Genomic DNA, 24,782 nt, shown 5'->3' with positions numbered 1-24,782 from the left:
CGACGCCGAACGCATGAGTGATCAAGACGCCCCGCAGAAGGACCTTCTGGCGGGGCGTCTGCTTTTGCTGGGCAAGTTCCATGGCGCCTTCGGCATCAAGGGCGAAGTGAAGCTCGAAAGTTTCACCGACCCGCCGGAGCGCATCTTCAAATACCAACCGTGGACCTTGCGCGATGCGCAGGGCCGCGAACGCGCGTGCACCGATGCGCGCGGTCGCGCCACGCCGAAGGGCGTCGTCGCGCGCGTGCCCGGCATCGAGGACCGCGACGCCGCCGACGCGATGCGCGGCACCGAGGTCTGGGTCCCGCGCTCCACGCTGCCGCCACCGGCGCCCGGCGAGTATTACTGGGTCGACCTCGAGGGCCTGCGCGTGGCGAACATCGAAGGCGTGGACTTCGGCACCGTCTCGCACCTGTTTTCCACCGGCGCCAACGACGTCATGGTGGTGCAGGGCGATCGCGAACGCATGATCCCGTTCGTCGAACCCGACTTCATCAAGTCGGTCGACTTCGAAGCGCGCCTGGTCACCGTCGACTGGGACGCGGACTTCTGATGCGCGTCGACGTCGTCAGCCTGTTTCCCGAATTCGTCGCGCAGTGCGCGGCCTTCGGCGTCGTCGGTCGCGCGCAGGAGCGCGGGCTGCTGTCGCTGCATGGCTGGAATCCGCGCGACTACGCGCCCGGCAACTATCGCCGCGTCGACGACCGTCCCTTCGGCGGCGGGCCCGGCATGGTGATGCTGATCGACCCGCTGCACGACGCGATCGAAGCGGCGCGCGCCGCCGATCCGCGCGAGGCGAAAGTCGTCTACCTCACGCCGCAGGGCGCGCGCCTCACCCAGGCGAAGGTCCGCGAACTCGCCGCGCATCCGCGCCTCATCCTGCTGTGCGGCCGCTACGAAGGCGTCGACGAGCGCCTGATCGAAGCCGAGGTCGACGAGGAACTCTCGATCGGCGACTACGTCCTCTCCGGCGGCGAGCTCGCCGCGGCCGTGGTCGTCGACGCCGTGGCCCGCCTGCAGGAGGGCGCGCTGAACGACGCGGAATCCGCGGCCCAGGACAGCTTCGAGCACGGCCTGCTCGATTGCCCGCACTACACGCGGCCGGTCGAACACCCGCTGGGCCACGTCCCCGAAGTCCTGCTGTCTGGCAACCACGCCGAGATCGCCCGCTGGCGGCGGATGGAGTCGCTGGGCCGCACCTGGCTGCGCCGGCCGGACCTGCTCGATGAACAGGCCCTGGGCAAGGCCGACCGCGCGCTGCTCGACGCCTTCCGCGCCCGCTACCTGCAGGGGCTCGACGAACCCGACGGCGACGCGTAACTCCCGGCTTCCAAACGGAAAGCTGGCATTTCCGGTGCGAAGCCCGCTAGAATGCGCGGCTTCGTCCCAAAGCCCCGGTACCGACCTTCGCGTCGATGCCCGAAAACAAGCGCCACGACACCGTCGCGGCCACCAACAGGCGCAAGTCCCATGAACAAGCCCTCGCTCAACACGCTGCTGCAGAACTTCGAAGCCGAACAGATCCAGCGCAAGCTGCCCGACTTCGGCCCCGGCGACACCGTCGTGGTCAACGTCAAGGTCAAGGAAGGCAACCGCGAACGCATCCAGGCCTACGAAGGCGTGGTCATCGGCAAGAAGAACGCGGGCCTGAACTCCGCCTTCACCGTGCGCAAGATCTCGCACGGCTTCGGCGTCGAGCGCGTGTTCCAGACCCACAGCGCCGCCATCGACTCGGTCGAAGTGAAGCGCCGCGGCGACGTGCGTGCGGGCAAGCTGTATTACCTGCGTGGCCTGGAAGGCAAGGCCGCCCGCATCAAGGAAGACCTGGCCGGCAACGCGAAGGCCAAGGCCGCTGCCGCTGCTGCCGCCGCCGCGCAGCAGTAAGCGTCCTGCGAACATCGCGCCTGCTGCCATCGCGCTGCAGGCGTGCACGACGACCGCCCTCGTGGCGGTCGTTTTGTTTTTGCACACATGGAAGCGCGCACACTCCACGCATGACGCAAACGCAACATCTCTCCCATCCACATCCGGCGACCGCCCCGCAACCCGGCGTGCGCATCGACGTCTGGCTGTGGGCCGCGCGCTTCTTCAAGACGCGCAGCCTCGCCAAGCATGCGATCGAAACCGGCAAGGTCGAGGTCGGCGGCCAGCGTGCGAAGGCCTCGCGCGCGGTGCACGTCGGCGATGCGATGACGGTCGCGCGCGGCGAGGAACGCTTCGAACTCGTCGTGCGTGGATTGTCGGACACGCGCGGTCCCGCCCCCGTCGCGCAGGCGCTGTACGAAGAGAGCGTCGAATCGAAGGAACGCCGCGCCGCCGAGCGTGCGACGCGCGCGGCCGAGCGTGCGGGTTACAAGGCGCCCGAGACGAAACCGGACAAACGCGCGCGTCGATTGATCCGCGCGCTGGGCGACATCGACGCGCTGTAGGTCCGTCGCAAGGGGCGTTGTCCCCTTGCACCCCGTGTCAGTCAGAGCAAACCTTTCAGGCGATACAACGCTTCGAGCGCCTGCCGCGGCGTCATTTCGTCCGGCTCGATGGAGGCAAGCGCTTCGAGCGCCGCCGACGACGGCGCGAACAACCCGAACTGCTGCGGCGAATCCATCGCCTCGGCGGTCATCGGCATCGTCGGCGCGTCGCGGCCCTGCTGTTCCAGTTCGGCGAGGCGACCTCGCGCCTGGCGCACGACCGACTTCGGCAAGCCCGCGAGCGCGGCGACCTGCAGGCCGAAGCTGCGGTTGGCGGGCCCGTCCTTCACCGCGTGCATGAACACCAGCGCGTCGCCATGCTCGACGGCGTCGAGGTGCACGTTCGCGATGCCGCTGCCCGGTTCGGCGAGCGCGGTGAGTTCGAAGTAGTGCGTCGCGAACAGCGTGTAGCTGCGATTGACGGCGGCGAGGTGGCGCGCGCACGCGTCCGCGAGCGCGAGTCCGTCGTAGGTCGACGTGCCGCGGCCGATTTCGTCCATCAGCACCAGCGACTCGTTCGTCGCGTGGTGCAGGATGTAACTCGTCTCCGCCATCTCGACCATGAAGGTCGACTGCCCGCGCGCGAGATCGTCGCCGGCGCCGATGCGGGTGAGGATGCGGTCGATCGGCCCGAGTTCGGCGCGCGCCGCCGGCACGAAGCTGCCGATGTGCGCGAGCAGCACGATCAGCGCGTTCTGCCGCATGTAAGTGGACTTGCCGCCCATGTTCGGGCCGGTGATGACGCGCATGCGCACGTCGTCGTCGAACACGAGGTCGTTCGGCTCGAAGGGCTCGTCGCGCACCGCTTCGACGACCGGATGGCGGCCGCGCTCGATGCGCAGGCCCGCCTCGTCGCGCAGCAGCGGGCGCGACCAGTCGAGCGCCTGCGCGCGATCGGCGAAGCAGCCGAGCACGTCGAGTTCCGACAACGCGCCGGCGCAACGCTTCAGCGGTTCGAGATCGTGGTTGAGCGCGTCGAGCAGGCCCTCGTACAGCAGCTTCTCGCGCGCGAGCGAGCGTTCGCGCGCCGACAGCACCTTGTCCTCGAATTGCTTGAGCTCTTCGGTGATGTAGCGCTCGGCGCCGGTCAGCGTCTGCCGGCGCGTGTAATGCGTCGGCGCGCGATCGGCCTGGCCCTTGCTGATCTCGATGTAGTAACCGTGCACGCGGTTGTAGCCGACCTTGAGCGTCGCGATGCCGCTGCTGGCGCGTTCGCGCGCTTCGAGGTCGACGAGGAACTGGTCGGCGTTGGTGGAGAGGCGGCGCAGCTCGTCGAGTTCCTCGTCGTAGCCTTCCGCGAAGATGCCGCCGTCGCGTGCGAGCATGGGCGGTTGCGGCACGATCGCCGACGTGAGCAACGCGGCGTTGCCCGCGTGTTCGCCGAGCTCCGCCGCGAGCGCTTGCAGGCGCGGCGAATCGAGCGGCGCGAGCAACGCGCGCACGTCCGGCAACATCGCCAGGCCGTCGCGCAGCGTCGATAGGTCGCGCGGGCGCGCGCTGCGCAGCGCGACGCGCGTGAGGATGCGTTCGAGGTCGCCGAGTGCGCGGAAACGTTCGCGCAGGTCCGTGTCCGCGCGTTGTTCGATCAGCGTCTGCACCGCGTGGTGGCGCTCGCCGATGATGCGCCGGTCGCGCAACGGACGATGCAGCCAGCGGCGCAGCAGGCGGCCGCCCATCGGCGTGATCGTCGAATCGAGGACGCCGAGCAGCGTGGTGCGCACGTCGCCGTCGATGCGCGTGTCGAGTTCGAGGTGGCGGCGCGTGGCGGCGTTCATCGCGATCGCGCCGTCGCTGGCTTCCACCGCGATCGAGGACAGATGCGGGAGGCGCTGCTTCTGCGTTTCTTCGACGTAGCCGAGGAGCGCGCCGGCAGCGGCGGTCGCGCGCGGGCGATCCTCGATGCCGAAACCGGTGAGGTCGTGCAGGCCGAAGAACTGCAGCAACTGGCGGCGGCCGCTGTCGGCGTCGAACAACCACGGCGCGCGGCGACGCAGGCCGGTGCGGGTCATGACTGACGCGGGCCACGCGTCTTCGTCGGGGACCAGCAGTTCGGCGGGTTCCAGGCGCGCGAGTTCGGCGTCGAGTGCATCGATGCCTTCGACCTCGTTGACCAGGAAGCGGCCGCTCGACAGATCCATCCACGCCAGGCCGTAGCCCTTCTTGTCGCGCGAGAGCGCGAGCAGCAGCGTGTCGCGACGTTCGGACAGCAACGCTTCGTCGGTCACGGTGCCGGGCGTGACGATGCGGACGACCTTGCGTTCGACCAGGCCCTTCGACGCCGCGGGGTCGCCGATCTGTTCGCAGATCGCCACCGATTCGCCGAGCGCGACCAGCCGCGCGAGGTAGCCCTCGTACGCGTGGTACGGCACGCCCGCCATCGGGATCGGCGCGCCGGCCGACGAACCGCGCTGGGTCAGCGTGATGTCGAGCAGGCGCGCGGCCTTGCGCGCGTCGTCGTAGAACAGTTCGTAGAAGTCGCCCATCCGGAAGAACAGCAACACGTCCGGGTGCTCCGCCTTGGCGGCGAAGAACTGGCGCATCAGCGGCGTATGGGCGTCGTTGCGCGCGGCGGCGCGCAGTGCGTTCGAATCGTGGAGGGACACGGCGTCGGGCAGGGCAAGGGCCCGGGCAGTATGCCAGCGCGCCTGCGCGTTGCTTCGATTTGCGCTACAAGACGCGCCACGCCCGCATTCGTGGATCCGCATGGCCGCCCCCGACGACCTCGCATTGCAGACGCTGTCCGAACAGCTCGGCGAACGCCTGCGCCTTTCGCGCCACATGCTGGTGACCGCCGAGAGTTGCACCGGCGGGTGGATCGCGAAGGCGGTGACCGACATTCCCGGCTCGTCCGACTGGTTCGACTGTGGCCTGGCCGCCTACAGCTACGAGGCGAAGCAGGCGTTGCTCGGTGTGCGGCCGGAAACGCTCGAACGCTTCGGCGCGGTGAGCCGGGAGACGGTCCTCGAAATGGTGTCGGGCGCGCTCGTGCATTCCGGCGCGACGCTTTCGGTCGCGGTCACCGGCATCGCCGGGCCGGGCGGCGGCACCGCCGACAAGCCGGTCGGCACGGTGTGGCTCGCGTGGAAGCGCCGCGGCGGGTACCCGAAGGCCGAAGTCTTCCACTTCGACGGCGATCGCGAGGCGGTGCGCAGGCAGACGGTCGAAGCCGCGCTGCGCGGACTGGGGTTGCTGCTCGACTAAGTGTTGACGGCCACCCGTGGTTAGCAGTAATACTACTAACCATGGACCTGACCGACACGCAGCAAGCCATCCTGGCCCTGATCGCCGAGCGGATCGAGCGTGACGGCGTCCCGCCGTCGCAGACCGAGATCGCGCATGCCTGCGGGTTCAAGGGCGTGCGCGCGGCGCAGTACCACCTCGAGGCGCTCGAACAGGCCGGCGCGATCCAGCGCATCCCCGGCGTGGCGCGCGGCATCCGCGTCGTCCACCCGGCTTCGACGAAGCACGAGCCCGCCGCCAACGAGGACATGCTGCGGCTGCCGGTGCTCGGTCGCGTCGCGGCCGGCGTGCCGATCGGCGCCGACGTCGGCGGCGACAGCTACGTCATCCTCGATCGCGTGTTTTTCTCGCCGACGCCCAACTACCTGCTGAAGGTGAAGGGCGACTCGATGCGCGACGAAGGCATCTTCGACGGCGACCTGATCGGCGTGCACCGCACGCGCGATGCGCGCTCGGGGCAGATCGTGGTGGCGCGCGTCGATGACGAGATCACGGTGAAGCTGCTGAAGGTCACCGCCGACCGCATCCGCCTGCTGCCGCGCAACCCGGACTACGCGCCCATCGAGGTGCGGCCCGGCCAGGAATTCGAGATCGAAGGCCTGTACTGCGGCCTCGTGCGACCCAACCGATAACACGGCAAATACGGAGTTTCCCGACATGCGCGCGCGGCAACACCCGATCCCCCCGAACAGCGCGAAAGGAAACACTGCGGCATGCGATCCAAATCCACCAAGGCCGGTCTCAACCTGCGCGACCGAGCGCCTCTAACGTCCCCGTCAACGCACGACAACCATCCCAATCAGGACACCACCATGGACGAGAACAAGAAGCGCGCCCTCTCTGCGGCCCTCGGTCAGATCGAAAAGCAGTTCGGCAAGGGCTCGGTCATGCGCATGGGCGACAAGAGCGTGGAGCCGGCGGAAGTCATCGGCACCGGCTCGCTCATGCTCGACATCGCGCTCGGCATCGGCGGCCTGCCCAAGGGGCGCGTCGTCGAAATCTATGGTCCGGAGTCCTCGGGCAAGACCACGCTGACGCTGCAGGCGATCGCGCAGTGCCAGAAGGCGGGCGGCACTGCGGCCTTCATCGACGCCGAACACGCGCTCGATCCGATCTACGCGCAGAAGCTCGGCGTCAACATCGACGACCTGCTGGTCTCGCAGCCCGACACCGGCGAACAGGCGCTGGAAATCGCCGACATGCTCGTGCGTTCGGCCGCGGTGGACATGGTGGTGATCGACTCGGTCGCCGCGCTCACGCCGAAGGCGGAAATCGAAGGCGAGATGGGCGACCAGCTCCCCGGCCTGCAGGCGCGCCTCATGAGCCAGGCGCTGCGCAAGCTCACCGGCAACATCAAGCGCAGCAACTGCCTCGTCATCTTCATCAACCAGCTGCGCATGAAGATCGGCATCATGATGCCGGGCCAGAGCCCGGAAACCACCACCGGCGGCAACGCGCTGAAGTTCTACGCCTCGGTGCGACTGGACATCCGCCGCATCGGTTCGGTGAAGAAGGGCGACGAGATCATCGGCAACGAAACGCGCATCAAGGTCGTCAAGAACAAGATGGCGCCGCCGTTCAAGCAGGTCATCACCGAGATCCTGTACGGCGAAGGCATCAGCCGCGAAGGCGAACTGATCGAGATGGGCGTCAACGCGAAGCTCGTCGAGAAGTCGGGCGCCTGGTACAGCGCGTACGACGAACGCATCGGCCAGGGCAAGGAGAACGCCCGCCAGTTCCTCAAGGAGAACCCGCAGATGGCCGCGCGTCTCGAATCGGAGCTGCGTGCGAAGTTCCAGCCGCAGGAAGCGCCGCGCGATGCGTCGGAAGGCGCCGAAGCCTGATCCGTCGTCCTCCCCGCTGGCTATGGGATGGCGCAGCGGGGAGGACGACCGGACCTCGGGCGACGTGAGCGTTGACGCGAACGCGGAGAAGAAACCGCGTCGCCCGCGGGCCGAACCCACGCCGACGCAGCGCGCGCTCGGCCTGCTGGTGCGTCGCGAACACTCGCGACGCGAACTGACCCGCAAGCTCGCCGCGCGCGGCGTCGAACGCGACGACGCGACCGCCGCGATCGACAAACTCGAAGCTGCCGGCTGGCAGGACGACGGTCGCTTCGCGGAAGCCCTCGTGCGTTCCCGCGTCGCCAGCGGCTACGGCCCGGTGCGCATCCGCGCCGAGCTCGGCACCCACGCCCTCGAGCGCGAAGCCATTGCCGCCGCGCTCGAAACCGCAGAGATCGACTGGGACGCAACGGCCCGCGATCTCGTGCGCCGCCGCTTCGGCGACGCCGTCGCGGACGACCGCAATGCCCAGCGCAAGGCCGCGGACTGGCTCATGCGCCGCGGCTTCACCGGCGCGCAGGTCCGCGCCGCGACCCGCTTCGACCCCGAAGACTGACGCGCCGGCGCACGCCTGTCCCACGCGCCCTTAGGGCGGACACTCTCCATACGGCCTGTTACGCTTGGCGTCTTCGGAAGCGCCTCGTCGCGCCCCGCCGCCGGTGGCGACGCGGGCGTGCATTTGTCGGCGGTTCTTCCGGCCCCACCTCCGGTTCGACTGCATGAATTCGCCCAACCCCATCCGCACCAGCCACCAGATCCGATCCGACTTCCTGGAGTTCTTCCGCTCCAAGGGTCACACCATCGTGCCGTCCAGCCCGCTCGTCCCGGGCAACGACCCCACGTTGCTGTTCACCAACGCCGGCATGGTCCAGTTCAAGGACGTGTTCCTCGGCGCCGAGAAGCGCTCCTACGTGCGCGCGACGAGTTCGCAGCGCTGCGTGCGCGCCGGCGGCAAGCACAACGACCTGGACCAGGTCGGCTACACCGCGCGCCACCACACGTTCTTCGAGATGCTGGGCAACTTCAGCTTCGGCGACTACTTCAAGCGCGACGCGATCGCGTGGGCGTGGGAACTGCTGACGCAGGTGTGGAAGCTGCCGCCCGAGCGCCTGCTCGTGACGATCTACCACACCGACGACGAAGCCTTCGACATCTGGCACAACGTCGTCGGCCTGCCGGCCGATCGCATCATCCGCATCGGCGACAACAAGGGCGCGCCGTACGCGTCGGACAACTTCTGGCAGATGGCCGACACCGGTCCCTGCGGCCCGTGCACGGAAATCTTCTACGACCACGGTGCGCATATTCCCGGTGGTCCGCCGGGTTCGCCCGAGGAAGACGGCGATCGCTACATCGAGATCTGGAACAACGTCTTCATGCAGTTCGACCGCCAGGCCGACGGCACGCTCGTGCCGTTGCCGGCGCCGTGCGTCGACACCGGCATGGGCCTGGAGCGTCTCGCGGCCGTGTTGCAGCACGTGCACAGCAACTACGAGATCGACCTGTTCCAGCACCTGATCAACGCCGCGGCGAAGATCACCCACACCGCCGATCTCGAACACAAGTCGCTGCGCGTCATCGCCGACCACATCCGCGCGTGCAGCTTCCTGATCGTCGACGGCGTGCTGCCGTCGAACGAAGGCCGCGGCTACGTGCTGCGCCGCATCGTGCGCCGCGCGGTGCGCCACTTCTGGAAACTCGGCGCGTTGCAGGCCGACGGTGCGTTCTGGCGCATGGTCGCGCCGCTGTGCGACGTGATGGGCGAGGCGTATCCGGAACTCGTGCGCAAACGCGATCTCGTCGAGCGTTCGCTCAAGGCTGAAGAAGCCGCGTTCGCGCAGACGCTCGATGCCGGCATGCAGCGCCTCGAAGGCTACCTGCACCAGTCCGACGGCGCGCTCACCGGCGAGCAACTCTTCCAGTTGCACGACACGTATGGCTGCCCGCCGGACCTGATCGCCGACATCCTGCGCGAGAAGGGCATGACGCTGCCGCCCGAAACGATGACCGCCTACGACGGCCTGATGGAGCAGCAGCGCGAACGCGCGCGCGCCGCGGGCAAGTTCGGCGGCGGCATCGCGCTGCCCGGCGAACTCATCGCGCAGCTCGCGCCGACGCAGTTCGAAGGCTACGACCACGCCGACGAAGACGGCCTGGTCGTGCAGGCGATCGTGCGCGACGGACGTCCGGTCGACGTGCTGCGCGCCGGCGAAGAAGCCGTCGTGGTGCTCGACCGCACGCCGTTCTACGCCGAGAGCGGCGGCCAGGTCGGCGACACCGGCCAGCTCGCCGCGCCGAACGCGACGTTCGACGTGCGCGACACGCTCAAGCTCGCGGGCCAGTTCCATGGCCACGTCGGCACGCTGCTCGCGGGCGAGATCAAGGTCGGCGACACGCTGTCCGGTTCGATCGACGCGCAGCGCCGCGCCGCCACCGTGCTCAACCACAGCGCCACGCACCTGCTGCATTCCGCGCTGCGCACCGTGCTCGGCACGCATGTCACGCAGAAGGGTTCGCTGGTCGCGCCGGATCGCTTGCGTTTCGACTTCTCGCACTTCCAGCCGGTGTCGGCGGAGGAACTCGCGACGATCGAACGCATGGTCAACGCGGAGATCCGCGGCAACCACGCTGCCGAAATCCGCCACATGGGCATGCAGGAAGCGCTCGATTTCGGCGCGATGGCATTGTTCGGCGAGAAGTACGGCGAAAACGTGCGCGTGCTGCGCATGGGCGAGACGTCGACGGAATTGTGCGGCGGCACGCACGTGTCACGCACCGGCGATATCGGCCTGTTCAAGATCGTGTCGGAAGGTGGCGTGTCGGCCGGCGTGCGTCGCATCGAGGCAGTGACGGGGCAGGGCGCGCTCGACCATGTCACGGACGAGGAGCGCCGCTTGAACGACGCCGCACGATTGCTCGGCGGCAACGCCGGTGAAGTGAACGAAAAGCTGCGCGCGTTGCTCGATCGCCAGAAGAAGCTCGAACGCGAACTCGAATCGTTGAAGGCGAAGGCTGCATCGGGCGCGACGTCCGATCTCGCGGCCGCCGCCGTCGACGTGCAGGGCACGCGCGTGCTCGCCGCGCGCCTGGAAGGGTTCGACGCGAAGGCGTTGCGCGATGCGGTCGATCGCCTGAAGCAGCAGCTCGGCGATGCGGTGATCGTGCTCGCCGGCGCCAACGACGGAAAGGCCGCGCTCGTCGCGGGCGTGATCGGCGCTCCGAGCGGCAAGGTCAAGGCCGGGGAACTGCTGGCGCACGTTGCGAGTCGTATCAACGGCAAGGGCGGTGGGCGTCCGGACCTCGCGCAGGGCGGCGGCGACGACGGCCCGGCCTTGCAGGCGGCGTTGGAAGCGGTTCCGCAGTGGGTGGCCGAGCGCCTACACTGAGCGTCCGGCCATCGGAGCAGCGGTTCCGACGGCATGACGAGTTGCGGTTGTGGGCCGACGTGGCCCGCGACTATGATCGTTCAGCTTCGAGCACCAAGGGATGTGCCCCGCCGCGCGGTTTGCGCGGCGGAAAGGACCAGCGGGAAGGCCGCTGGCGAAGGAGACTCAACATGTTGATCCTCACCCGACGCGTCGGCGAAACACTCATGATCGGCGACTCGGTGACCGTGACGGTGCTGGGCGTCAAGGGCAACCAGGTCCGTATCGGCATCACTGCGCCGAAGGATGTCGCCGTGCACCGCGAAGAGATCTACCAGCGCATCCAGCGCGGTGAAGAACCCGCAGAACCGCAGGGCAAATCAGGTTTGCCGGGGGCAGGCTGAATCTGTAGACTTCGCCGCTCTTCGGAGACGTGCCCGAGAGGCCGAAGGGGCTCCCCTGCTAAGGGAGTATGGGGTCAAAAGCTCCATCGAGGGTTCGAATCCCTCCGTCTCCGCCAGTTGCACGCAACACGCGATTCAAAGGCACACCGCTTCATCGGGATACGCTTCAAAACGTTCGTTCAAATTCGTGATCAAGTCTTGCGAAGAGAACGAACGATCTGCATAATTCCGCTTCTGCGCCCGTAGCTCAGCTGGATAGAGCACCAGGCTACGAACTTGGTGGTCGGGAGTTCGAATCTCTCCGGGCGCGCCACACAAGCAAAAGGGCCGATGGGAAACCATCGGCCTTTTTGTTTTCGGTGGCGGCCCTTTTGCTTGTGTGGCGCTGCTCGTCATGCACGCTTTGCGTGCATGACATTGCCCCCAAAGTTTTTCGCATGGCGAAAAACTTCGGGGCCCCGGCGCGGTTACCGCCAATTTCCCGCGCTGACGCGCGCCCCTTTTACTAAAAGGGGCTGTTCCACCCGATGGGTTCGTCTGGGGCGCGCTGCGCGCTGGCCGGCCGGTGGCGCGAAAGGCCCTACGTTTGCGTATGTGAAAGCCCGGTTGGTGCGGGTCATTGCGTTGATTGTCGTGGACGGCTCACACTTCCGTTTTCGACGCGCGAACCCCCAATGAATCGCCCCAGTTCGTTCAGCCGCGAGGAGCTGCTTTCCTGCGCGCACGGCAACATGTTCGGACCTGGCAATGCCAGGCTGCCGCTGCCCCCGATGCTGATGTTCGATCGCATCACGCACATCGCCGAAGACGGCGGACAGAACGGCAAGGGCGTGATTCGCGCCGAGCTCGATATCACGCCGGATCTCTGGTTCTTCGCGTGCCACTTCGAGGGCGATCCGGTGATGCCCGGTTGCCTCGGCCTCGATGCGCTGTGGCAGCTGTGCGGTTTCTACCTGCCGTGGATGGGCGAACCGGGTCGTGGTCGCGCACTCGGCGTCGGCGAAGTGAAGTTCACCGGGCAGGTGTTGCCGAGCGCGAAGCTGGTGACGTACGAGATCGACATCCGTCGCGTGCTGCGCGGCAAGTTGCGCATGGTCATCGGCGACGGACGCATGTTGGTGGACGGTCGCGAGATCTACACCGCGAAGGATCTGCGCGTGGGCCTGTTCTCTTCGACGGAGGGCTTCTGATGCGTCGCGTCGTCGTCACTGGCCTCGGCATCGTGTCGTGCCTGGGCAATGATCGCGCAAGCGTCTCGACGTCGCTGCGCGAATTGCGCTCGGGCATCCGGGAGATTCCCGCATACGCCGAGCACGGCTTGCGCTGCCATGTCGCGGGCGTGCCGGAGATCGATCTCGAGAGCCTCATCGACCGCAAGCTCAAGCGCTTCATGGGCAACGCCGCGGCGTATTCGTACCTCGCGATGCGCGATGCCGTCGCCGACGCGGGCCTGGCGCAGGAAGACGTGCAGGACGCGCGCACGGGCGTGATCGCCGGCTCGGGTGGCGGTTCGCCGGAGTGGCAGGTGGAAACCGCCGATCTGCTGCGCAACAAGGGCGTGCGTCGCGTCGGTCCGTACATGGTGCCGCGCACGATGTGTTCGACCGTGTCCGCGACGCTGGCGACGGCCTTCGGCATCCGCGGGCTGACGTATTCGATCTCCGCGGCCTGCGCCACGTCCGCGCATTGCATCGGCGCGGCGGCGGACCTGATCCGCCATGGCGCCAAGGACGTGATGTTCGCCGGCGGCGGCGAAGAAGAACACTGGAGCATGACCTCGCAGTTCGATGCGATGGGCGCGCTCACCACGCACCACAACGACACGCCGTCGACCGCGTCGCGTCCCTACGACGCCACGCGCGATGGCTTCGTCATCGCCGGTGGCGGCGGCATCCTGGTGCTGGAGGAATACGAACACGCGAAGGCGCGCGGCGCGCGCATCATCGCCGAGCTCGTCGGCTATGGCGTGACGTCGGATGGCGTCGACATGGTCGCGCCGTCGGGCGAAGGCGCGGTGCGCTGCATGCAGATGGCGATGGCGGGCTTCGACGGCAACGGCGTCGGCAAGATCGACTACCTCAACACGCACGGCACCTCGACGCCGCTGGGCGATCTCACCGAGCTGCAGGCGGTGCGCAACGTGTTCGGCGACGACGTCCCGCCGCTGTCGTCGACGAAGGCCCTCAGCGGCCATTCGCTCGGCGCCGCGAGCGTGCACGAGGCGATCTACTGCCTGCTGATGATGGAAGGCGGCTTCGTCGCCGGCTCGGCGCACATCACGCAACTCGACCCCGGCGCCGAGGGCTACCCGATCCTGCGCGAGAGCAAGCCGGCGACGCTGGACACGGTGATGTCGAACAGCTTCGGCTTCGGCGGCACCAACGGGACGCTGGTGTTCAAGCGCGTCGCGGCGTAACGCACGGGCGCGCAACTCGCGCGCTTCCGCGTCGCTACTCGTTCGGCTGCGCCGCTTCCGTCGGCGCGGTCGTCGCGTGCTTCTTCGAGAGCGTCGCCTCGCGATGGGCGATGTAGGCGTTCGCGCTGAAGATGATCGCGGCGCCGATGACGGTCCAGCGGTCTAGGCGTTCGTCGAACAGCAGCCAGCCGAAGATCGCGACGATCGGCAGCTGCATGAAGCTGATCGGCGTCAGCGCGCTCACGTCGCCGAGCTTGAGCGCGCGCGTCCACAGCATGTGGCCGCCGGTGCCCATGAAGCCGGCGGCGACGATCCACGCCCAGGTGATGCCCTGCGGCCATTCCCACACGAACAGCGCGGGCACCAGCGACATCGGCACCCACAGCATCGTCGTGTACAGCACGATGCGGTCGGCCGGTTCCGTGCGCGAGAGCTGCTTGATCTGGATCGACACCAGGCCGCTCAGCACCGCCGCGCTCAGCGCGACGAGCGTGCCGAGGGTGAAGCTCGAACTGCCGGGGCGCACGATGACGAGCACGCCGATGAAGCCGACGATCACCGCGGCCCAGCGTCGCGCGCGCACCTGTTCGCCGAGCATCCACACCGCGGCGATGGTGACGAACAGCGGCGTGGAGTACGACAGCGAGACCGCCTGCGCGAGCGGCAGGTGGCCGATCGCCCAGAAGCCGCAGAACATCGACACCACGCCGATCACGCATCGCACGATGTAACGCGGGAACTGGGTCGTGCGCAGGATCTGCGGCCCGTGGCGCAGCAGCAGCGGCGCCGCGGCGACGAGCCCGAAGAAGTTGCGGAAGAACGCGATCTCGAACGTGTGCAGCGTCGCCGACGCCAGCCGGATCGCCACCGCCATCAAGCCGAAGAAACACGCGCTGCCCAGCATGAGCAGCGCGGCTTGCCAGTAGCGGGAGGGTTGTTGCGCGACGGCGATCACCAGCGGTCGCCGACGATCCGCGGTTCGGGTTCGATGGCGACGCCGAAACGTTCGCGCACCGATGCGGCGATGCGTCGCGCCAGCGCCAGCAGTTCCGCGCCCGTCGCATGGCCGTGGTTGACGAGCACGAGCGCATGCGTGGCCGCGACGCCCGCGTCGCCTTCGCGATGGCCCTTCCAGCCGCACTGGTCGATCAGCCATGCGGCCGACAACTTGCGCGTCGCCTCGTTGCCGCTGCGGAACATCGGCAACGCCGCGTGCTCGCGCTGCAGCGCTTCGGCCTCGGCGGCGGGCACGATCGGATTCTTGAAGAAGCTGCCGGCGTTGCCGATGACGGCAGGGTCGGGCAGCTTGCGGCGCCGGATGCGGCACACCGCTTCGGCGACCTGCGAAGGACGCGGTGCATCGATGCCCATCGCCGCGAGTTCGTCGCCGACGCCCGCGTAGTCGGTGCGCAAGTGCGGCGTGCGCGACAGGCGGAAGTCGACGGCGGTGACCACGTAACGGTCGGGCGCGTGCTTGAACACGCTGTCACGATAGGCGAACGCGCATTGCGCGGCCGTGAGCGAAGTCATGCTCCGCGTGTCGCGGTCGAAGGCATGCACGGCGTGGATCGACTCGCGCACTTCGACGCCGTACGCGCCGATGTTCTGGATCGGCGCAGCACCGACGGTGCCGGGGATCAGCGCGAGGTTCTCGAGCCCCGCCAGGCCATGACCCAGCGTCCACAACACGAAGGCGTGCCACTCGACGCCCGCGTCGGCGCGCACGATCGCGATGTCGCCGTCGTCTTCGAGCAGCGCGATCTTCTGCGCGGTCAGCGCGAGCACCGCGCCCGGCGCATCGCCGGCGAACAGCAGGTTGCTGCCGCCGCCGAGCACGAGCACGGGACCGTCGCGCAGCATCGCGTTGCCGAACAGGTCCGGCAGTGCGTCGGTGTCGGCCACTTCGACGAGCATCGGCGCGCGCGCGGCGACGCCGAAGGTGTTGCGGGCATCGAGCTTCGCGTTTTCGACCAGGCGGTACTTGCCCATTTCGATCGTGCTCATGCGAATCGCAGGCATCCTGGCGTCAGCCATGCGGCGGCAGGTTCCCGCGGCTCGGCGCTTCCTTGCGGCGGCGCACGGCTTCCACGCATTCGCTGATCAGCGCGGGCCCGCGATAGACCAGGCCCGTGTACATCTGCACCAGCGTCGCGCCCGCGGCCTGCTTCGTCGCCGCATCGGCGCCCGAAAGAATGCCGCCGACGCCGATCATCGGGATGTGTTCCGGCAGGCGCGTGCGCAACCGGCGCAGCACGAGCGTCGACTTGCCCATCAGCGGTTCGCCGGACAGGCCGCCCGCTTCGTTCGCGTGGCGCACGCCGTCCAGGCCGAAGCGGCCGATCGTCGTGTTGGTCGCGATCACGCCGTCGACTTCGAGGTCGCTGAGCACGCGGCCCGCGGCGTCGATGTCGTCGTCGGTGAGGTCCGGCGCGATCTTCACCAGCATCGGCACGCGCCGGCCGTGCTGCGCGGCCAGGCGTTCCTGCGCTTCGCGCAACGCAGCGACGAGGCGGCGCAGTTGCTGCTCTTCCTGCAACTCGCGCAGGCCCGCGGTGTTGGGCGAAGAGATGTTGACGGTGATGTAGTCGGCGAGCGCGTACACGCGCTCCATGCAATACAGGTAATCGGACTCGGCCGATTCGTTCGGCGTGTCCTTGTTCTTGCCGATGTTGATGCCGAGCACGCCGCGCCGCTTGGCCTTCTCGACGTTGCGCACCAGCGCATCGACGCCGAGGTTGTTGAACCCCAGGCGATTGATCACCGCGCGCTGGTCCGGCAGGCGGAACATGCGCGGCTTCGGGTTGCCTTCCTGCGGCCGCGGCGTGGTCGTGCCGATCTCGATGAAGCCGAACCCGAGCGCGAGCAGCGCATCGATGTGCTCGCCGTTCTTGTCCAGCCCCGCGGCGAGGCCGACGGGGTTGGGGAACTGCAGGCCGAAGGCCCGGGTCGCGAGCGGCTTCGGCGTGCCGGCGATCAGCGGATTGATGCCGCTGCGATACGCCGCTTCGAGCGCGCTCAACGTGACGTCGTGCGCGCGCTCTGCGTCGAGCCCGAAGAGGAAGGGGCGGGCGAGTCCGTACATCCTTGTCAGTGGCCCGTCGTCACAGGTCGAACTTGATGCCCTGCGCCAGCGGCAGCGCGTCGGAGTAGTTGATCGTGTTCGTCTGGCGGCGCATGTACGCGCGCCACGCATCGGAACCCGACTCGCGTCCGCCGCCCGTTTCCTTCTCGCCGCCGAACGCACCGCCGATCTCGGCGCCGGAGGTGCCGATGTTGACGTTGGCGATGCCGCAGTCAGAACCGGACGCGGCGAGGAAGGCTTCGGCGGCCTTGAGGTCCTGGGTGAAGATCGAGGACGACAGGCCCTGCGGCACCGCGTTCTGCATCTCGATGGCTTCCTCCAGCGTGCGGAACTTCATGACGTAGAGGATCGGCGCGAAGGTCTCGTGCTGGACGATGGCCGCGTCGTTGGTCAGACCGGTCACGATGGTCGGCAGCACGAAGTTCCCCTTGCCCTCGATCGCCGCGCCGCCCGTCTCCACCTTGCCGCCCGCGGCCTTCGCCTGCGACACCGCGTCGAGGTAGGCCTCGACCGCATCGCGGCTGTTGAGCGGGCCCATCAGGTTGGACGGATCGGTCGGGTCGCCGATCTTCTTCTCCACTTGCTTGTACGCAGCGACGAGCTTCGACAGGACATCGTCGTAAATCGATTCCTGCACGATCAACCGGCGCGTCGTCGTGCAGCGCTGGCCCGCGGTGCCGACCGCGCCGAACGCGATGGCGGGGATGGCGAGCTTCAGGTCCGCCGACTTGTCGACGATGATCGCGTTGTTGCCGCCCAGCTCGAGCAGCGAACGGCCCATGCGGCGCGAGACGCGCTCGCCGACGATGCGGCCCACCTTGGTCGAACCGGTGAACGAGATCAGCGGCACGCGCTTGTCGTCGACGAACTGCTGCGCGAGTTCGTTCCCACCGTCGTTGAACAGGAAGAAGATGTCGGGGAAGCCGCCCTTCTTGAGCGCTTCGTTGCAGATCTTCATCGCCGCGATCGCCGACAGCGGCGTCTTCGGCGAGGGCTTCCAGATCGCGACGTCGCCGCACACCGCGGCGATGAACGAGTTCCACGCCCACACCGCGACGGGGAAGTTGAACGCGCTGATGATGCCGACCAGGCCGATCGGGTGCCACTGCTCGTACATGCGGTGGCCCGGGCGCTCGGAATGCATCGTCAGGCCGTACAGCTGGCGCGACAGACCGACGGCGAACTCGCCGATGTCGATCATCTCCTGCACTTCGCCGTCGCCTTCCGGCTTCGACTTGCCCATCTCCAGCGCTACCAGCGAACCGAGCGCGTCCTTGTGCGTGCGCAGCGCTTCGGCGCACAGGCGGATCGCTTCGCCGCGACGCGGCGCCGGCGTGGCGCGCCACACCTTGAACGTGGCCTGCGCGCGCTCGACGATCGTGTCGTAGTCCGACTGCGACGACGCATGCACCTTGGCGAGCACGACGCCGTCGGTGGGATTGACCGGCTCGATCACGCCGGCGTCGGTGGTCTTCGACCACTCGCCGTTGCCGAGATACGTACCGGATTCGATGTCGCCGAGGCCGAGGGCCTTCAGAACGGGATGAGTCACAGCGAACTCCAGATGGGGGGATTCATGCGGCCCCGACACGATTCGAACGTGCGACCTGTCCCTTAGGAGGGGACCGCTCTATCCAACTGAGCTACGGGGCCAAAGGCCGGCCGATTATCGCATCACAGATGCGTGAGGTCGCCCCGGCCGATGACGAAGCCGGTGGGCCTCCCGGTCGGCGAGCCGCCCGGCGGCTCCATCGAGACGGCCAGCGATCCTTCGGCCAACAGCTGCGGGCGCATTGCGGCAGGCACGGACATCGCCTGCATCGGCGTGTCGCTGCCGAGGCCGAGCGAATGCGGCGTGCCGTCGTCGGCGACCACCCACAGTTGCGGGACCTGGCCCGGTGCGGGGTCGCGCACCAACGGCATGAGGACGAGCGTGCAGGCATCGTCGTCGACCGCGGCCATGTAGGTGTTGCGGCCCTTGCCGTCGTGCATCGTCGCGACCAGGCGCAGCGGATGCGGGAGCGCAGAGCGCGCGACCGGCGGGACCGAGGGCGCTTGCGTGCGGGGCAGGGCGATGAGGGCGATGACGCAGGCGGCCGTGGCGGCGAGGCCGGCCATCGTCAGGCCGCGCCACACGGCGATGCGATCCCACCACGGCGGCGATTCGCGCGAGGCGACGCCGTCATCGAGCATGCCGTCGTCGAGCGGGATGCCGGCGCGCGCGCGAACGCGATGCCACAGGTACATCGGCGGCACGACCGGCGGGATCTCGTCGGTCATCGGCCCCAGGCGTTCGCGCCATGCGTCGATCGCGCGCGCCAGCATCGGGTCGCGTTCGATGCGCGCGGCGAAGGCTTCGCGCGCGTCAGCATCCATCGTGCCGAGCACGTATTCGGCGGCGCCGATGTCGTCGCCGTCCGGAGGGATCGTCTTGTCGTCGAGCTCGCTCATGATTCCAGGCACGTGCGCAGTTGCATCAGGCCGCGGCGGATCCAGCTTTTCACCGTGCCGATGGGGGTGTCGGTGCGGCGCGCGAGTTCCTCGTACGTCGCGCCCTCATAGAAGGCGGTGCGAATCAGCGCGCGACGGCGCGCTTCGAGTTGCTGCAGGCAGCGATCGAGCTGGCGCGTTTCGCCGGCGTGTTCGGCGAGCGCGGGCGCGGTGGGGGCGTGGTCGCTGACGTCGAACGCGAATTCGATCGGCAACGTGTTGTGCGCCGGTCCGTCGCGACGCAAGCGGTCGATCGACTTGTTGTGCGCGATCATCGCCAGCCACGAGATCGGGCTCGCGATCGTCGGATCGTATTGCGCGGCCTTGCGCCAGATCGCGGCGTAGGCCTCCTGCACTGCGTCTTCCGCGTCGGTGCGGTCGGACAGCAGGCGCAGGCAGACACCGAACAACTTCGCCGACGTCGCGTGGTACAGCCGCTCGAAGGCCTGCGCATCGCCGCGCGCGACGGCGGCGAGCAGGCGCTCGAGCCCGTGCCGGTCCATCGGCGTTTCGGGCAGGGTGTCGACGCGATCTTCGAACGGGGCCGATTCCGGCATGCGTCGCTCCGGGCGCAAGGCAGGGTGGGTCGAGGACGGACTCAACGGGTTCGATCCTACGCCCATCCCGGAGCTACGTCGGATCGGGCCGCGCGGATGCGGTTACTCCAGCAACGCGTCGACGGTCGCGACCGGATGCTTCATCCAGTGGTAGTGGTCGGCGCGCACGTGCGGCGCCGCCGCGTCGAGCGCCGCGATCTCCGCGCGCGCCTCGGGCATCTTCGCGAGCAGCGCCTGCAGCGAGGACAACGGCGCGAGCCAGTCGTGGGTCATGCGCACCGCGCGGATCGGAATCGCGACGCGCTGCAGCGCGAGTTCGAGATCGACCGCGAGGTCGGCGGCCGCGTAACGCCCGGTCAGGCCGCTGCGCGACCAATCGCGGATCACGCCGCGCGATTCCTCGCCGCCGAAACCGATGCGCCGCCCCGGCAGCTTCCCGGACGTTCGCGCGATCGCGTCGAGCAGGTGATACGCACCCGGCAGCCACCAGCGATTGCGCCAGGGAAACGCGCGAAACGACGGTGTGCCGCTCGCGACGAGCCACATCCCATGCGCGCTTCCGGGCGCGAGCCCCGCGCGCACGCTCGCCAATTGGCCGCCGAGGCTGTGGCCGCCGACGATGCGCGGCAGTTCGGGCAACGCGTGTGCGACCACGGCTTCGCTCGCCGGCATGTCGGCCATCAGCAGTTCGCGATAGCCCCAGTCGCTCGCGCGCGAGGCGCGTGCGCTGCTGCTGCCGACCCCGCGCCAATCGGGCACGAACACGGCGATGCCGCGCGCGGCGAGCGCGTCGGCGAAGGGCAGGTAATGGCGCGCGGCGATGCCCATGCCCCCGTGCCACAACAGCGTCGCGCGCGGGTTCGACGGCACGCGCGCCTGCAGGGTGAAGCGATGCCCGTCGGAGGCGATCGCCGGCAACTCGTGCGCATGCACGGGCAAGCCCTGGATCGAAGCGTTCATCGCGCCGCGCCGAAATGATCGAGGACGACGACCTCGCTGCGACCCGGTCGATATGCGCCGACGAGTGCGCGATGCACGTAATCCGACGCCGCGACGCACGCGTCGAGCAGTCCGTCGCCGAGCGCGATGCGCGCAGCGATCGCCGACGCGAGCGTGCAGCCGGTGCCGTGCGCTTCGAGCGCGAGGCGCGGGTGCACGATCTCGTGCAGGCCCTGCGCATCGGCGAACACGTCGACGACGTCGCCTCCGCCGAGGAGGTGTCCGCCCTTCAGCAGCACCGCATTCGCACCGCGCTCGCGCAGCGCCTGCGCCGCCGCCTGCATGGCCTCGACGCTGTCGATGCGCGTGCCGAGCAGCAATTCGGCTTCGGGCAGGTTGGGCGTCGCGATCGCGGCGCGCGTCAGCAGGCGCGTGCGCATCGCGTCGAGCGCGTCGTCGGCGAGCAGCTTCGCGCCGCTGGTGGCGACCATTACCGGATCGAGCACGACCGGTGCGCCCGGATTCGCATCGAACAACTGCGCGACGGTGTCGATCACTTCCGCCGTCGCCAGCATCCCGAGCTTCACCGCGCGGATGTCGAAATCGTCGAAGCACGCCTCGACCTGCGCGCGCAGGAACGCGACATCGGGCACATGCACCGCGGTGACGCCGCGCGTGTGTTGCGCGGTCAGCGCGGCGAGCGCGGACAACCCGTGCACGCGATGCGCGGCGAACGTCTTCAGGTCGGCCTGGATGCCGGCCCCGCCGCCCGAATCCGAGCCCGCGATCGTGAGCGCGCTGGTTTTCAAATCGTCGCTCCGAGCGTGCGTTGCCGATAGATCGCGTAGCCGACGCCGACAACGCCGGTGAGCGTGGCCGGCAGCAACAGCGCATCGGTGCCCACGCGCGCAAACAGCAGCGCGCCGAACACGCCCCCGACCAGGAACGCGCTGATGATCAACGCACACAACGACAAGCGCCGGCGCTGCAAGGGCAGTCCGCGCAACGCATGGCCGAGCCCGATGCCGAGATCGGTGAACATCCCGCTCAGGTGCGTCGTCCGCACGATCGCGCCGCTGTAGGTCGTGGCCATCGCGTTCTGCAGGCCGCAGGCCATCGCGGCGAGCCACGCGCCGGAAACCGAATTGCGATAGAACAGGTACGCCGACGCGAACAGCAACGCGGACTCCAGCGCGAGCGCGACGCCGTAGCGCCGGCCCAGGCGCAAGGTCGCGTCCTGCACGATCATCCCGCTCAACGCGCAGCCGACCATGAACGCCACCGCCACGCCGGCGAGGCTCGTCGCTGCGCGCATGTCGTCGCCCGCGAGCGCAGCGCCGAGCAACGTCGTCGTGCCGGTGAGATGCGTGACCGCCTGGTGTTCGAATCCCAGGTAGCCCACCGCGTTGACCATGCCGGCGACGCAGGCGAGGGCGCCCGCGCCGATCCAGACCCATCGCGGCAGTTGCACGCCCACGGTGCGCTCGCGTTACAACACTTCGGACGCGTAGTCGGCCAGGCGCGAACGCTCGCCGCGACGCAACGTCACGTGCGCGCTGTGCGTCCAGGCCTTGAAGCGATCCACCGCGTAGGTCAGGCCCGACGTCGTCTCGGTCAGGTACGGCGTATCGATCTGCTCGACGTTGCCGAGGCAAATGATCTTCGTGCCGGGGCCCGCGCGCGTGATCAGCGTCTTCATCTGCTTCGGCGTGAGGTTCTGCGCCTCGTCGAGGATGAGGTAACGCGAGAGGAACGTGCGCCCGCGCATGAAGTTCAGCGAGCGGATCTTGATGCGCGAAGCGAGCAGGTCGTTGGTCGCCGCGCGGCCCCAGCTGCCGCCTTCCTGGTTGTGCGTGAGCACTTCCAGGTTGTCGGTCAGCGCGCCCATCCACGGCGTCATCTTTTCTTCTTCCGTGCCGGGCAGGAAGCCGATGTCCTCGCCGACGCTCACCGTCGCGCGCGTCATGATGATTTCGCGATAACGCTGCGCATCCATCGTCTGCGCCAGGCCCGCGGCGAGCGCGAGCAGCGTCTTGCCGGTGCCCGCGGTGCCGAGCAGCGACACGAAGTCGATGTCCGGATCCATCAGCGCGTTGAGCGCGAAGTTCTGTTCGCGGTTGCGCGCGGTGATGCCCCACACCGCATGCTGGTTGTGGCGGTAGTCGTCGACGATCTGCAGCACGACCTTCGTTTCGGACACGCGCGCGACCTTCATCTCCGCTTCCTCGTCGCCGGGGAGATAGAGGAACTGGTTCGGATACCAGTCGTCTTCCTCGCGTCGCGCGATTTCATAGAAGGTGCGGCCCTTCTCGGTCCACGACTTGAGTTCCTTGCCGTGGATCGTCCAGAAGGCTTCCGGCAGTTCGGTGGCGCCGGTGTAGAGCAGCGCGAAATCGTCGAGCGCGCGATCGTTCTCGTAGTCCTCCGACACGATGCCCGCGATCGCGGCCTTGATGCGCAGGTTGATGTCCTTGGAGACGAACACCACCGGCGTTTCCGGTTCGTCCTCGCGCAGCGCGAGGATCGAGCCGAGGATGTGGTTGTCGGGGATCACCGCGCCGAAGCGCTTGCCCGCGTCGAAGTTGCCGGTCTGGAAACGCAGGCGACCGGCGCTCTCGACCCCGCGCAACTGCAGGCCCTGCGGTCGCACGAGCGGGATGCCGTTGTGGACGTCGGCCACGCCTTGCGCTTCGATCAGCTCGTTGAGAAAGCGGCTGACCTGGCGCGCGTTGCGACTGGGTTCGGACGTGCCCTTCTTCGCGTTGTCCAGTTCTTCCATCACCTGCATCGGCAGGTAGACGTCGTGTTCTTCGAACTTGAACAGCGCCGTCGGGTCGTGCATCAACACGTTGGTATCGAGGACGTAGATCCGCTTGCTGCGCGTCATGCGGTTTCCTTGGCATCGGACTGCAAAGTTTCGAGCACGGCCTGTGCGTGGCCGGGCACTTTCACGCCACGCCATTCGTGGGCGATGCGGGATTCCGGGTCGATCAGGAAGGTGCTCCTGTCCACGCCGATGTATTTACGGCCATACAACTGTTTCTCGCGGATGACATCGAACGCCTGGCACAGCGTTTCGTCGGCGTCGCTGACGAGCTCGAAGCCGAAATCCTGCTTGGTGCAGAAGTTCTGGTGCGAGCGCGCCGAGTCGCGCGACACGCCGAGCACGTCGGCGCCGGCGCGGCGGAACTTCGGCAGCAGCGCTGCGAAGTCGCGGCCTTCGGTCGTGCAACCGGGCGTGTTGTCTTTCGGATAGAAGTAGAGGACGAGCCAGCGGCCGGCGAAATCCGACAACCTGGCCTCTCGCGTGCCGTCCTTGCCCGCGACTGCCAGCGGGGCGTCGAGGATCTTGCGGGGCAGCGGCTTTTTCGCGGGCATCAGAACTTCATCGGGTCCATGATGGCGTCGAGGTTCAGATGGTCGCAGAACTCGAGGAAGTCGTCGCGCAAGGCGGCGATATGCATGTCGGAGGGGATCCCGATGGTGACCTGCGCGGAGAACATGTCGGCGCCGGTCTGCATCGCGCGGTAGCGCGAGCAGTGCAGGCTTTCGATGGTGATGCCCTGGCGGTCGAAGAAATCCGCCAGCTGGAAGAGGATGCCGGGCTTGTCGGCGGCGACGACTTCGACGATGTACGGCAGCAGGTTCGACTGCACCTGCTTCGGGCCGGTGCGATAGAAGACGAGCTTCAGGCCTTCCTCGCGTTCGAGGCGGCCGAGCATCGTTTCGAGTTTCGCCACCGCATCCCACGATCCGGTCGCGAGCGCAGTCACCGAGACGTCGCGCCCCACGGTGCTCAGGCGTGCGTCGACGAGGTTGCAGCCGCTGTCGGAAATGCGGCGGGTCACCGCGAGCAGGGGGGACTGCGGGTGCGTCGTGTACGCGTTGATGAGCAGGTGGTTCTCGTTCGGCGCAGGAGGACGGGCGGGGGTATCGGTCAAGGCAGCCTTCCGAGGTCTGAACGAGGACCCCGGAAT

The 24,782-nt window shown here is 68.1% G+C and carries 25 protein-coding genes and 3 tRNA genes; 14 read left to right on the top strand and 14 right to left on the bottom strand.

Features of this window, described 5'->3' with window-relative positions; all coding sequences use genetic code 11:
• Window positions 1–13: 13 nt before the first annotated feature.
• The 4 genes from rimM (at window position 14) to LK996_RS10880 (ending at window position 2,429) form a co-directional block, all read left to right on the top strand.
• Window positions 14–553 (top strand): ribosome maturation factor RimM, encoded by a 540-nt coding sequence (gene rimM / locus LK996_RS10895; protein WP_230527195.1) that lies wholly within the window; start codon window positions 14–16, stop codon window positions 551–553.
• Window positions 553–1,320 carry a tRNA (guanosine(37)-N1)-methyltransferase TrmD gene (gene trmD, locus LK996_RS10890; RefSeq protein WP_230527194.1) on the top strand — a complete coding sequence of 256 codons (768 nt, stop codon included), beginning with the start codon at window positions 553–555 and terminating at the stop codon, window positions 1,318–1,320. Before rimM ends, trmD begins: the two co-directional genes overlap by 1 nt.
• A 150-nt stretch (window positions 1,321–1,470) precedes the next feature.
• Window positions 1,471–1,884: a 50S ribosomal protein L19 gene (rplS, locus tag LK996_RS10885; RefSeq protein ID WP_230527193.1), complete on the top strand. Its 414-nt coding sequence runs from the start codon at window positions 1,471–1,473 to the stop codon at window positions 1,882–1,884.
• A gap of 110 nt (window positions 1,885–1,994) precedes the next feature.
• Window positions 1,995–2,429, top strand: coding sequence for an RNA-binding S4 domain-containing protein (locus LK996_RS10880; RefSeq protein ID WP_230527192.1), 435 nt, complete (start codon window positions 1,995–1,997; stop codon window positions 2,427–2,429).
• A 41-nt stretch (window positions 2,430–2,470) separates the two neighbouring features.
• Here LK996_RS10880 and mutS read toward each other — a convergent pair whose 3' ends face one another.
• Window positions 2,471–5,008, bottom strand: coding sequence for a DNA mismatch repair protein MutS (mutS, locus tag LK996_RS10875; protein ID WP_230527558.1), 2,538 nt, complete (start codon window positions 5,006–5,008; stop codon window positions 2,471–2,473).
• Between the two features lie 163 nt (window positions 5,009–5,171).
• Here mutS and LK996_RS10870 point away from each other — a divergent pair, with 163 nt between their 5' ends.
• The 10 genes from LK996_RS10870 (at window position 5,172) to fabB (ending at window position 13,737) form a co-directional block, all read left to right on the top strand.
• Window positions 5,172–5,669 (top strand): CinA family protein, encoded by a 498-nt coding sequence (locus tag LK996_RS10870; protein WP_230527191.1) that lies wholly within the window; start codon window positions 5,172–5,174, stop codon window positions 5,667–5,669.
• 41 nt (window positions 5,670–5,710) lie between these two features.
• The gene (gene lexA / locus LK996_RS10865; protein WP_230527190.1) at window positions 5,711–6,340 is read left to right on the top strand and encodes a transcriptional repressor LexA; all 630 of its coding nucleotides are present in this window, start codon (window positions 5,711–5,713) and stop codon (window positions 6,338–6,340) included.
• Window positions 6,341–6,520: 180 nt separating this feature from the next.
• Entirely contained in the window at window positions 6,521–7,552 is a 1,032-nt protein-coding gene (gene recA, locus LK996_RS10860) for a recombinase RecA (RefSeq protein WP_230527189.1), read from the top strand.
• 64 nt (window positions 7,553–7,616) lie between these two features.
• On the top strand, window positions 7,617–8,108 hold the full coding sequence (gene recX / locus LK996_RS10855; RefSeq protein WP_425493751.1) for a recombination regulator RecX: 492 nt from the start codon (window positions 7,617–7,619) through the stop codon (window positions 8,106–8,108).
• A 163-nt stretch (window positions 8,109–8,271) separates the two neighbouring features.
• Window positions 8,272–10,938, top strand: coding sequence for an alanine--tRNA ligase (alaS, locus tag LK996_RS10850; protein WP_230527188.1), 2,667 nt, complete (start codon window positions 8,272–8,274; stop codon window positions 10,936–10,938).
• 170 nt (window positions 10,939–11,108) lie between these two features.
• Window positions 11,109–11,321 carry a carbon storage regulator CsrA gene (gene csrA, locus LK996_RS10845; protein WP_230527187.1) on the top strand — a complete coding sequence of 71 codons (213 nt, stop codon included), beginning with the start codon at window positions 11,109–11,111 and terminating at the stop codon, window positions 11,319–11,321.
• A 23-nt stretch (window positions 11,322–11,344) separates the two neighbouring features.
• Window positions 11,345–11,437: transfer RNA gene (locus tag LK996_RS10840), tRNA-Ser, on the top strand.
• Window positions 11,438–11,557: 120 nt separating this feature from the next.
• A tRNA-Arg gene (locus LK996_RS10835) sits at window positions 11,558–11,634 on the top strand.
• A gap of 361 nt (window positions 11,635–11,995) precedes the next feature.
• On the top strand, window positions 11,996–12,511 hold the full coding sequence (gene fabA / locus LK996_RS10830; RefSeq protein ID WP_230527186.1) for a 3-hydroxyacyl-[acyl-carrier-protein] dehydratase FabA: 516 nt from the start codon (window positions 11,996–11,998) through the stop codon (window positions 12,509–12,511).
• The gene (fabB, locus tag LK996_RS10825) at window positions 12,511–13,737 is read left to right on the top strand and encodes a beta-ketoacyl-ACP synthase I (RefSeq protein ID WP_230527185.1); all 1,227 of its coding nucleotides are present in this window, start codon (window positions 12,511–12,513) and stop codon (window positions 13,735–13,737) included. Before fabA ends, fabB begins: the two co-directional genes overlap by 1 nt.
• A 34-nt stretch (window positions 13,738–13,771) precedes the next feature.
• Here the strand turns inward: fabB and LK996_RS10820 are convergent, their stop codons facing one another.
• The 13 genes from LK996_RS10820 to LK996_RS10760 all read right to left on the bottom strand — a co-directional run bounded on the left by LK996_RS10820 (window position 13,772) and on the right by LK996_RS10760 (window position 24,746).
• Window positions 13,772–14,641: a DMT family transporter gene (locus tag LK996_RS10820; protein ID WP_230527556.1), complete on the bottom strand. Its 870-nt coding sequence runs from the start codon at window positions 14,639–14,641 to the stop codon at window positions 13,772–13,774.
• A 47-nt stretch (window positions 14,642–14,688) separates the two neighbouring features.
• Entirely contained in the window at window positions 14,689–15,741 is a 1,053-nt protein-coding gene (gene murB, locus LK996_RS10815) for a UDP-N-acetylmuramate dehydrogenase (protein WP_230527184.1), read from the bottom strand.
• A 22-nt stretch (window positions 15,742–15,763) separates the two neighbouring features.
• Complete coding sequence (locus LK996_RS10810) at window positions 15,764–16,819, bottom strand: quinone-dependent dihydroorotate dehydrogenase (RefSeq protein WP_230527183.1); 1,056 nt, start codon at window positions 16,817–16,819, stop codon at window positions 15,764–15,766.
• 19 nt (window positions 16,820–16,838) lie between these two features.
• Complete coding sequence (gene amaB, locus LK996_RS10805; RefSeq protein ID WP_230527182.1) at window positions 16,839–18,371, bottom strand: L-piperidine-6-carboxylate dehydrogenase; 1,533 nt, start codon at window positions 18,369–18,371, stop codon at window positions 16,839–16,841.
• A gap of 27 nt (window positions 18,372–18,398) precedes the next feature.
• Window positions 18,399–18,472, bottom strand: a tRNA-Arg gene (locus tag LK996_RS10800).
• A 21-nt stretch (window positions 18,473–18,493) separates the two neighbouring features.
• Window positions 18,494–19,270 (bottom strand): anti-sigma factor, encoded by a 777-nt coding sequence (locus tag LK996_RS10795; RefSeq protein ID WP_230527181.1) that lies wholly within the window; start codon window positions 19,268–19,270, stop codon window positions 18,494–18,496.
• Complete coding sequence (locus LK996_RS10790) at window positions 19,267–19,812, bottom strand: sigma-70 family RNA polymerase sigma factor (protein ID WP_230527555.1); 546 nt, start codon at window positions 19,810–19,812, stop codon at window positions 19,267–19,269. The genes LK996_RS10795 and LK996_RS10790 overlap by 4 nt, the downstream gene beginning before the upstream one ends.
• A 156-nt stretch (window positions 19,813–19,968) precedes the next feature.
• Window positions 19,969–20,826 (bottom strand): alpha/beta hydrolase family protein, encoded by an 858-nt coding sequence (locus tag LK996_RS10785; RefSeq protein ID WP_230527180.1) that lies wholly within the window; start codon window positions 20,824–20,826, stop codon window positions 19,969–19,971.
• Entirely contained in the window at window positions 20,823–21,614 is a 792-nt protein-coding gene (thiD, locus tag LK996_RS10780) for a bifunctional hydroxymethylpyrimidine kinase/phosphomethylpyrimidine kinase (RefSeq protein WP_230527179.1), read from the bottom strand. The genes LK996_RS10785 and thiD overlap by 4 nt, the downstream gene beginning before the upstream one ends.
• Entirely contained in the window at window positions 21,611–22,282 is a 672-nt protein-coding gene (locus tag LK996_RS10775) for a YoaK family protein (RefSeq protein WP_230527178.1), read from the bottom strand. The genes thiD and LK996_RS10775 overlap by 4 nt, the downstream gene beginning before the upstream one ends.
• 12 nt (window positions 22,283–22,294) lie before the next feature.
• The gene (locus LK996_RS10770; protein ID WP_230527176.1) at window positions 22,295–23,692 is read right to left on the bottom strand and encodes a PhoH family protein; all 1,398 of its coding nucleotides are present in this window, start codon (window positions 23,690–23,692) and stop codon (window positions 22,295–22,297) included.
• Window positions 23,689–24,186: a peroxiredoxin gene (locus LK996_RS10765; RefSeq protein WP_425493765.1), complete on the bottom strand. Its 498-nt coding sequence runs from the start codon at window positions 24,184–24,186 to the stop codon at window positions 23,689–23,691. The genes LK996_RS10770 and LK996_RS10765 overlap by 4 nt, the downstream gene beginning before the upstream one ends.
• Window positions 24,183–24,746, bottom strand: a complete 564-nt coding sequence (locus LK996_RS10760; RefSeq protein WP_230527174.1) for a glycine cleavage system transcriptional repressor — start codon at window positions 24,744–24,746, stop codon at window positions 24,183–24,185. Before LK996_RS10760 ends, LK996_RS10765 begins: the two co-directional genes overlap by 4 nt.
• Window positions 24,747–24,782 lie beyond the last annotated feature (36 nt).

This window comes from Noviluteimonas lactosilytica, from assembly GCF_020866925.1.
Taxonomy (GTDB): Bacteria; Pseudomonadota; Gammaproteobacteria; order Xanthomonadales; family Xanthomonadaceae; genus Noviluteimonas; species Noviluteimonas lactosilytica.
The sequence above is the reverse complement of the archived record's forward strand: the minus strand, read 5'-3'. Positions and strand labels throughout refer to the sequence as shown.

Bases quoted from the DNA above. Each gene is read 5' to 3' on its own strand.
- alaS (WP_230527188.1), top strand. From the start codon at position 8,272: ATGAATTCGCCCAACCCCATCCGCACCAGCCACCAGATCCGATCCGAC.
- LK996_RS10820 (WP_230527556.1), bottom strand. From the start codon at position 14,641: ATGCTGGGCAGCGCGTGTTTCTTCGGCTTGATGGCGGTGGCGATCCGG.
- murB (WP_230527184.1), bottom strand. From the start codon at position 15,741: ATGAGCACGATCGAAATGGGCAAGTACCGCCTGGTCGAAAACGCGAAG.
- fabB (WP_230527185.1), top strand. From the start codon at position 12,511: ATGCGTCGCGTCGTCGTCACTGGCCTCGGCATCGTGTCGTGCCTGGGC.
- LK996_RS10770 (WP_230527176.1), bottom strand. From the start codon at position 23,692: ATGACGCGCAGCAAGCGGATCTACGTCCTCGATACCAACGTGTTGATG.
- fabA (WP_230527186.1), top strand. From the start codon at position 11,996: ATGAATCGCCCCAGTTCGTTCAGCCGCGAGGAGCTGCTTTCCTGCGCG.
- LK996_RS10790 (WP_230527555.1), bottom strand. From the start codon at position 19,812: ATGGACCGGCACGGGCTCGAGCGCCTGCTCGCCGCCGTCGCGCGCGGC.
- LK996_RS10810 (WP_230527183.1), bottom strand. From the start codon at position 16,819: ATGTACGGACTCGCCCGCCCCTTCCTCTTCGGGCTCGACGCAGAGCGC.
- rimM (WP_230527195.1), top strand. From the start codon at position 14: ATGAGTGATCAAGACGCCCCGCAGAAGGACCTTCTGGCGGGGCGTCTG.
- LK996_RS10880 (WP_230527192.1), top strand. From the start codon at position 1,995: ATGACGCAAACGCAACATCTCTCCCATCCACATCCGGCGACCGCCCCG.
- rplS (WP_230527193.1), top strand. From the start codon at position 1,471: ATGAACAAGCCCTCGCTCAACACGCTGCTGCAGAACTTCGAAGCCGAA.
- LK996_RS10795 (WP_230527181.1), bottom strand. From the start codon at position 19,270: ATGAGCGAGCTCGACGACAAGACGATCCCTCCGGACGGCGACGACATC.
- LK996_RS10785 (WP_230527180.1), bottom strand. From the start codon at position 20,826: ATGAACGCTTCGATCCAGGGCTTGCCCGTGCATGCGCACGAGTTGCCG.
- trmD (WP_230527194.1), top strand. From the start codon at position 553: ATGCGCGTCGACGTCGTCAGCCTGTTTCCCGAATTCGTCGCGCAGTGC.
- recA (WP_230527189.1), top strand. From the start codon at position 6,521: ATGGACGAGAACAAGAAGCGCGCCCTCTCTGCGGCCCTCGGTCAGATC.
- lexA (WP_230527190.1), top strand. From the start codon at position 5,711: ATGGACCTGACCGACACGCAGCAAGCCATCCTGGCCCTGATCGCCGAG.
- mutS (WP_230527558.1), bottom strand. From the start codon at position 5,008: ATGCGCCAGTTCTTCGCCGCCAAGGCGGAGCACCCGGACGTGTTGCTG.
- LK996_RS10870 (WP_230527191.1), top strand. From the start codon at position 5,172: ATGGCCGCCCCCGACGACCTCGCATTGCAGACGCTGTCCGAACAGCTC.
- csrA (WP_230527187.1), top strand. From the start codon at position 11,109: ATGTTGATCCTCACCCGACGCGTCGGCGAAACACTCATGATCGGCGAC.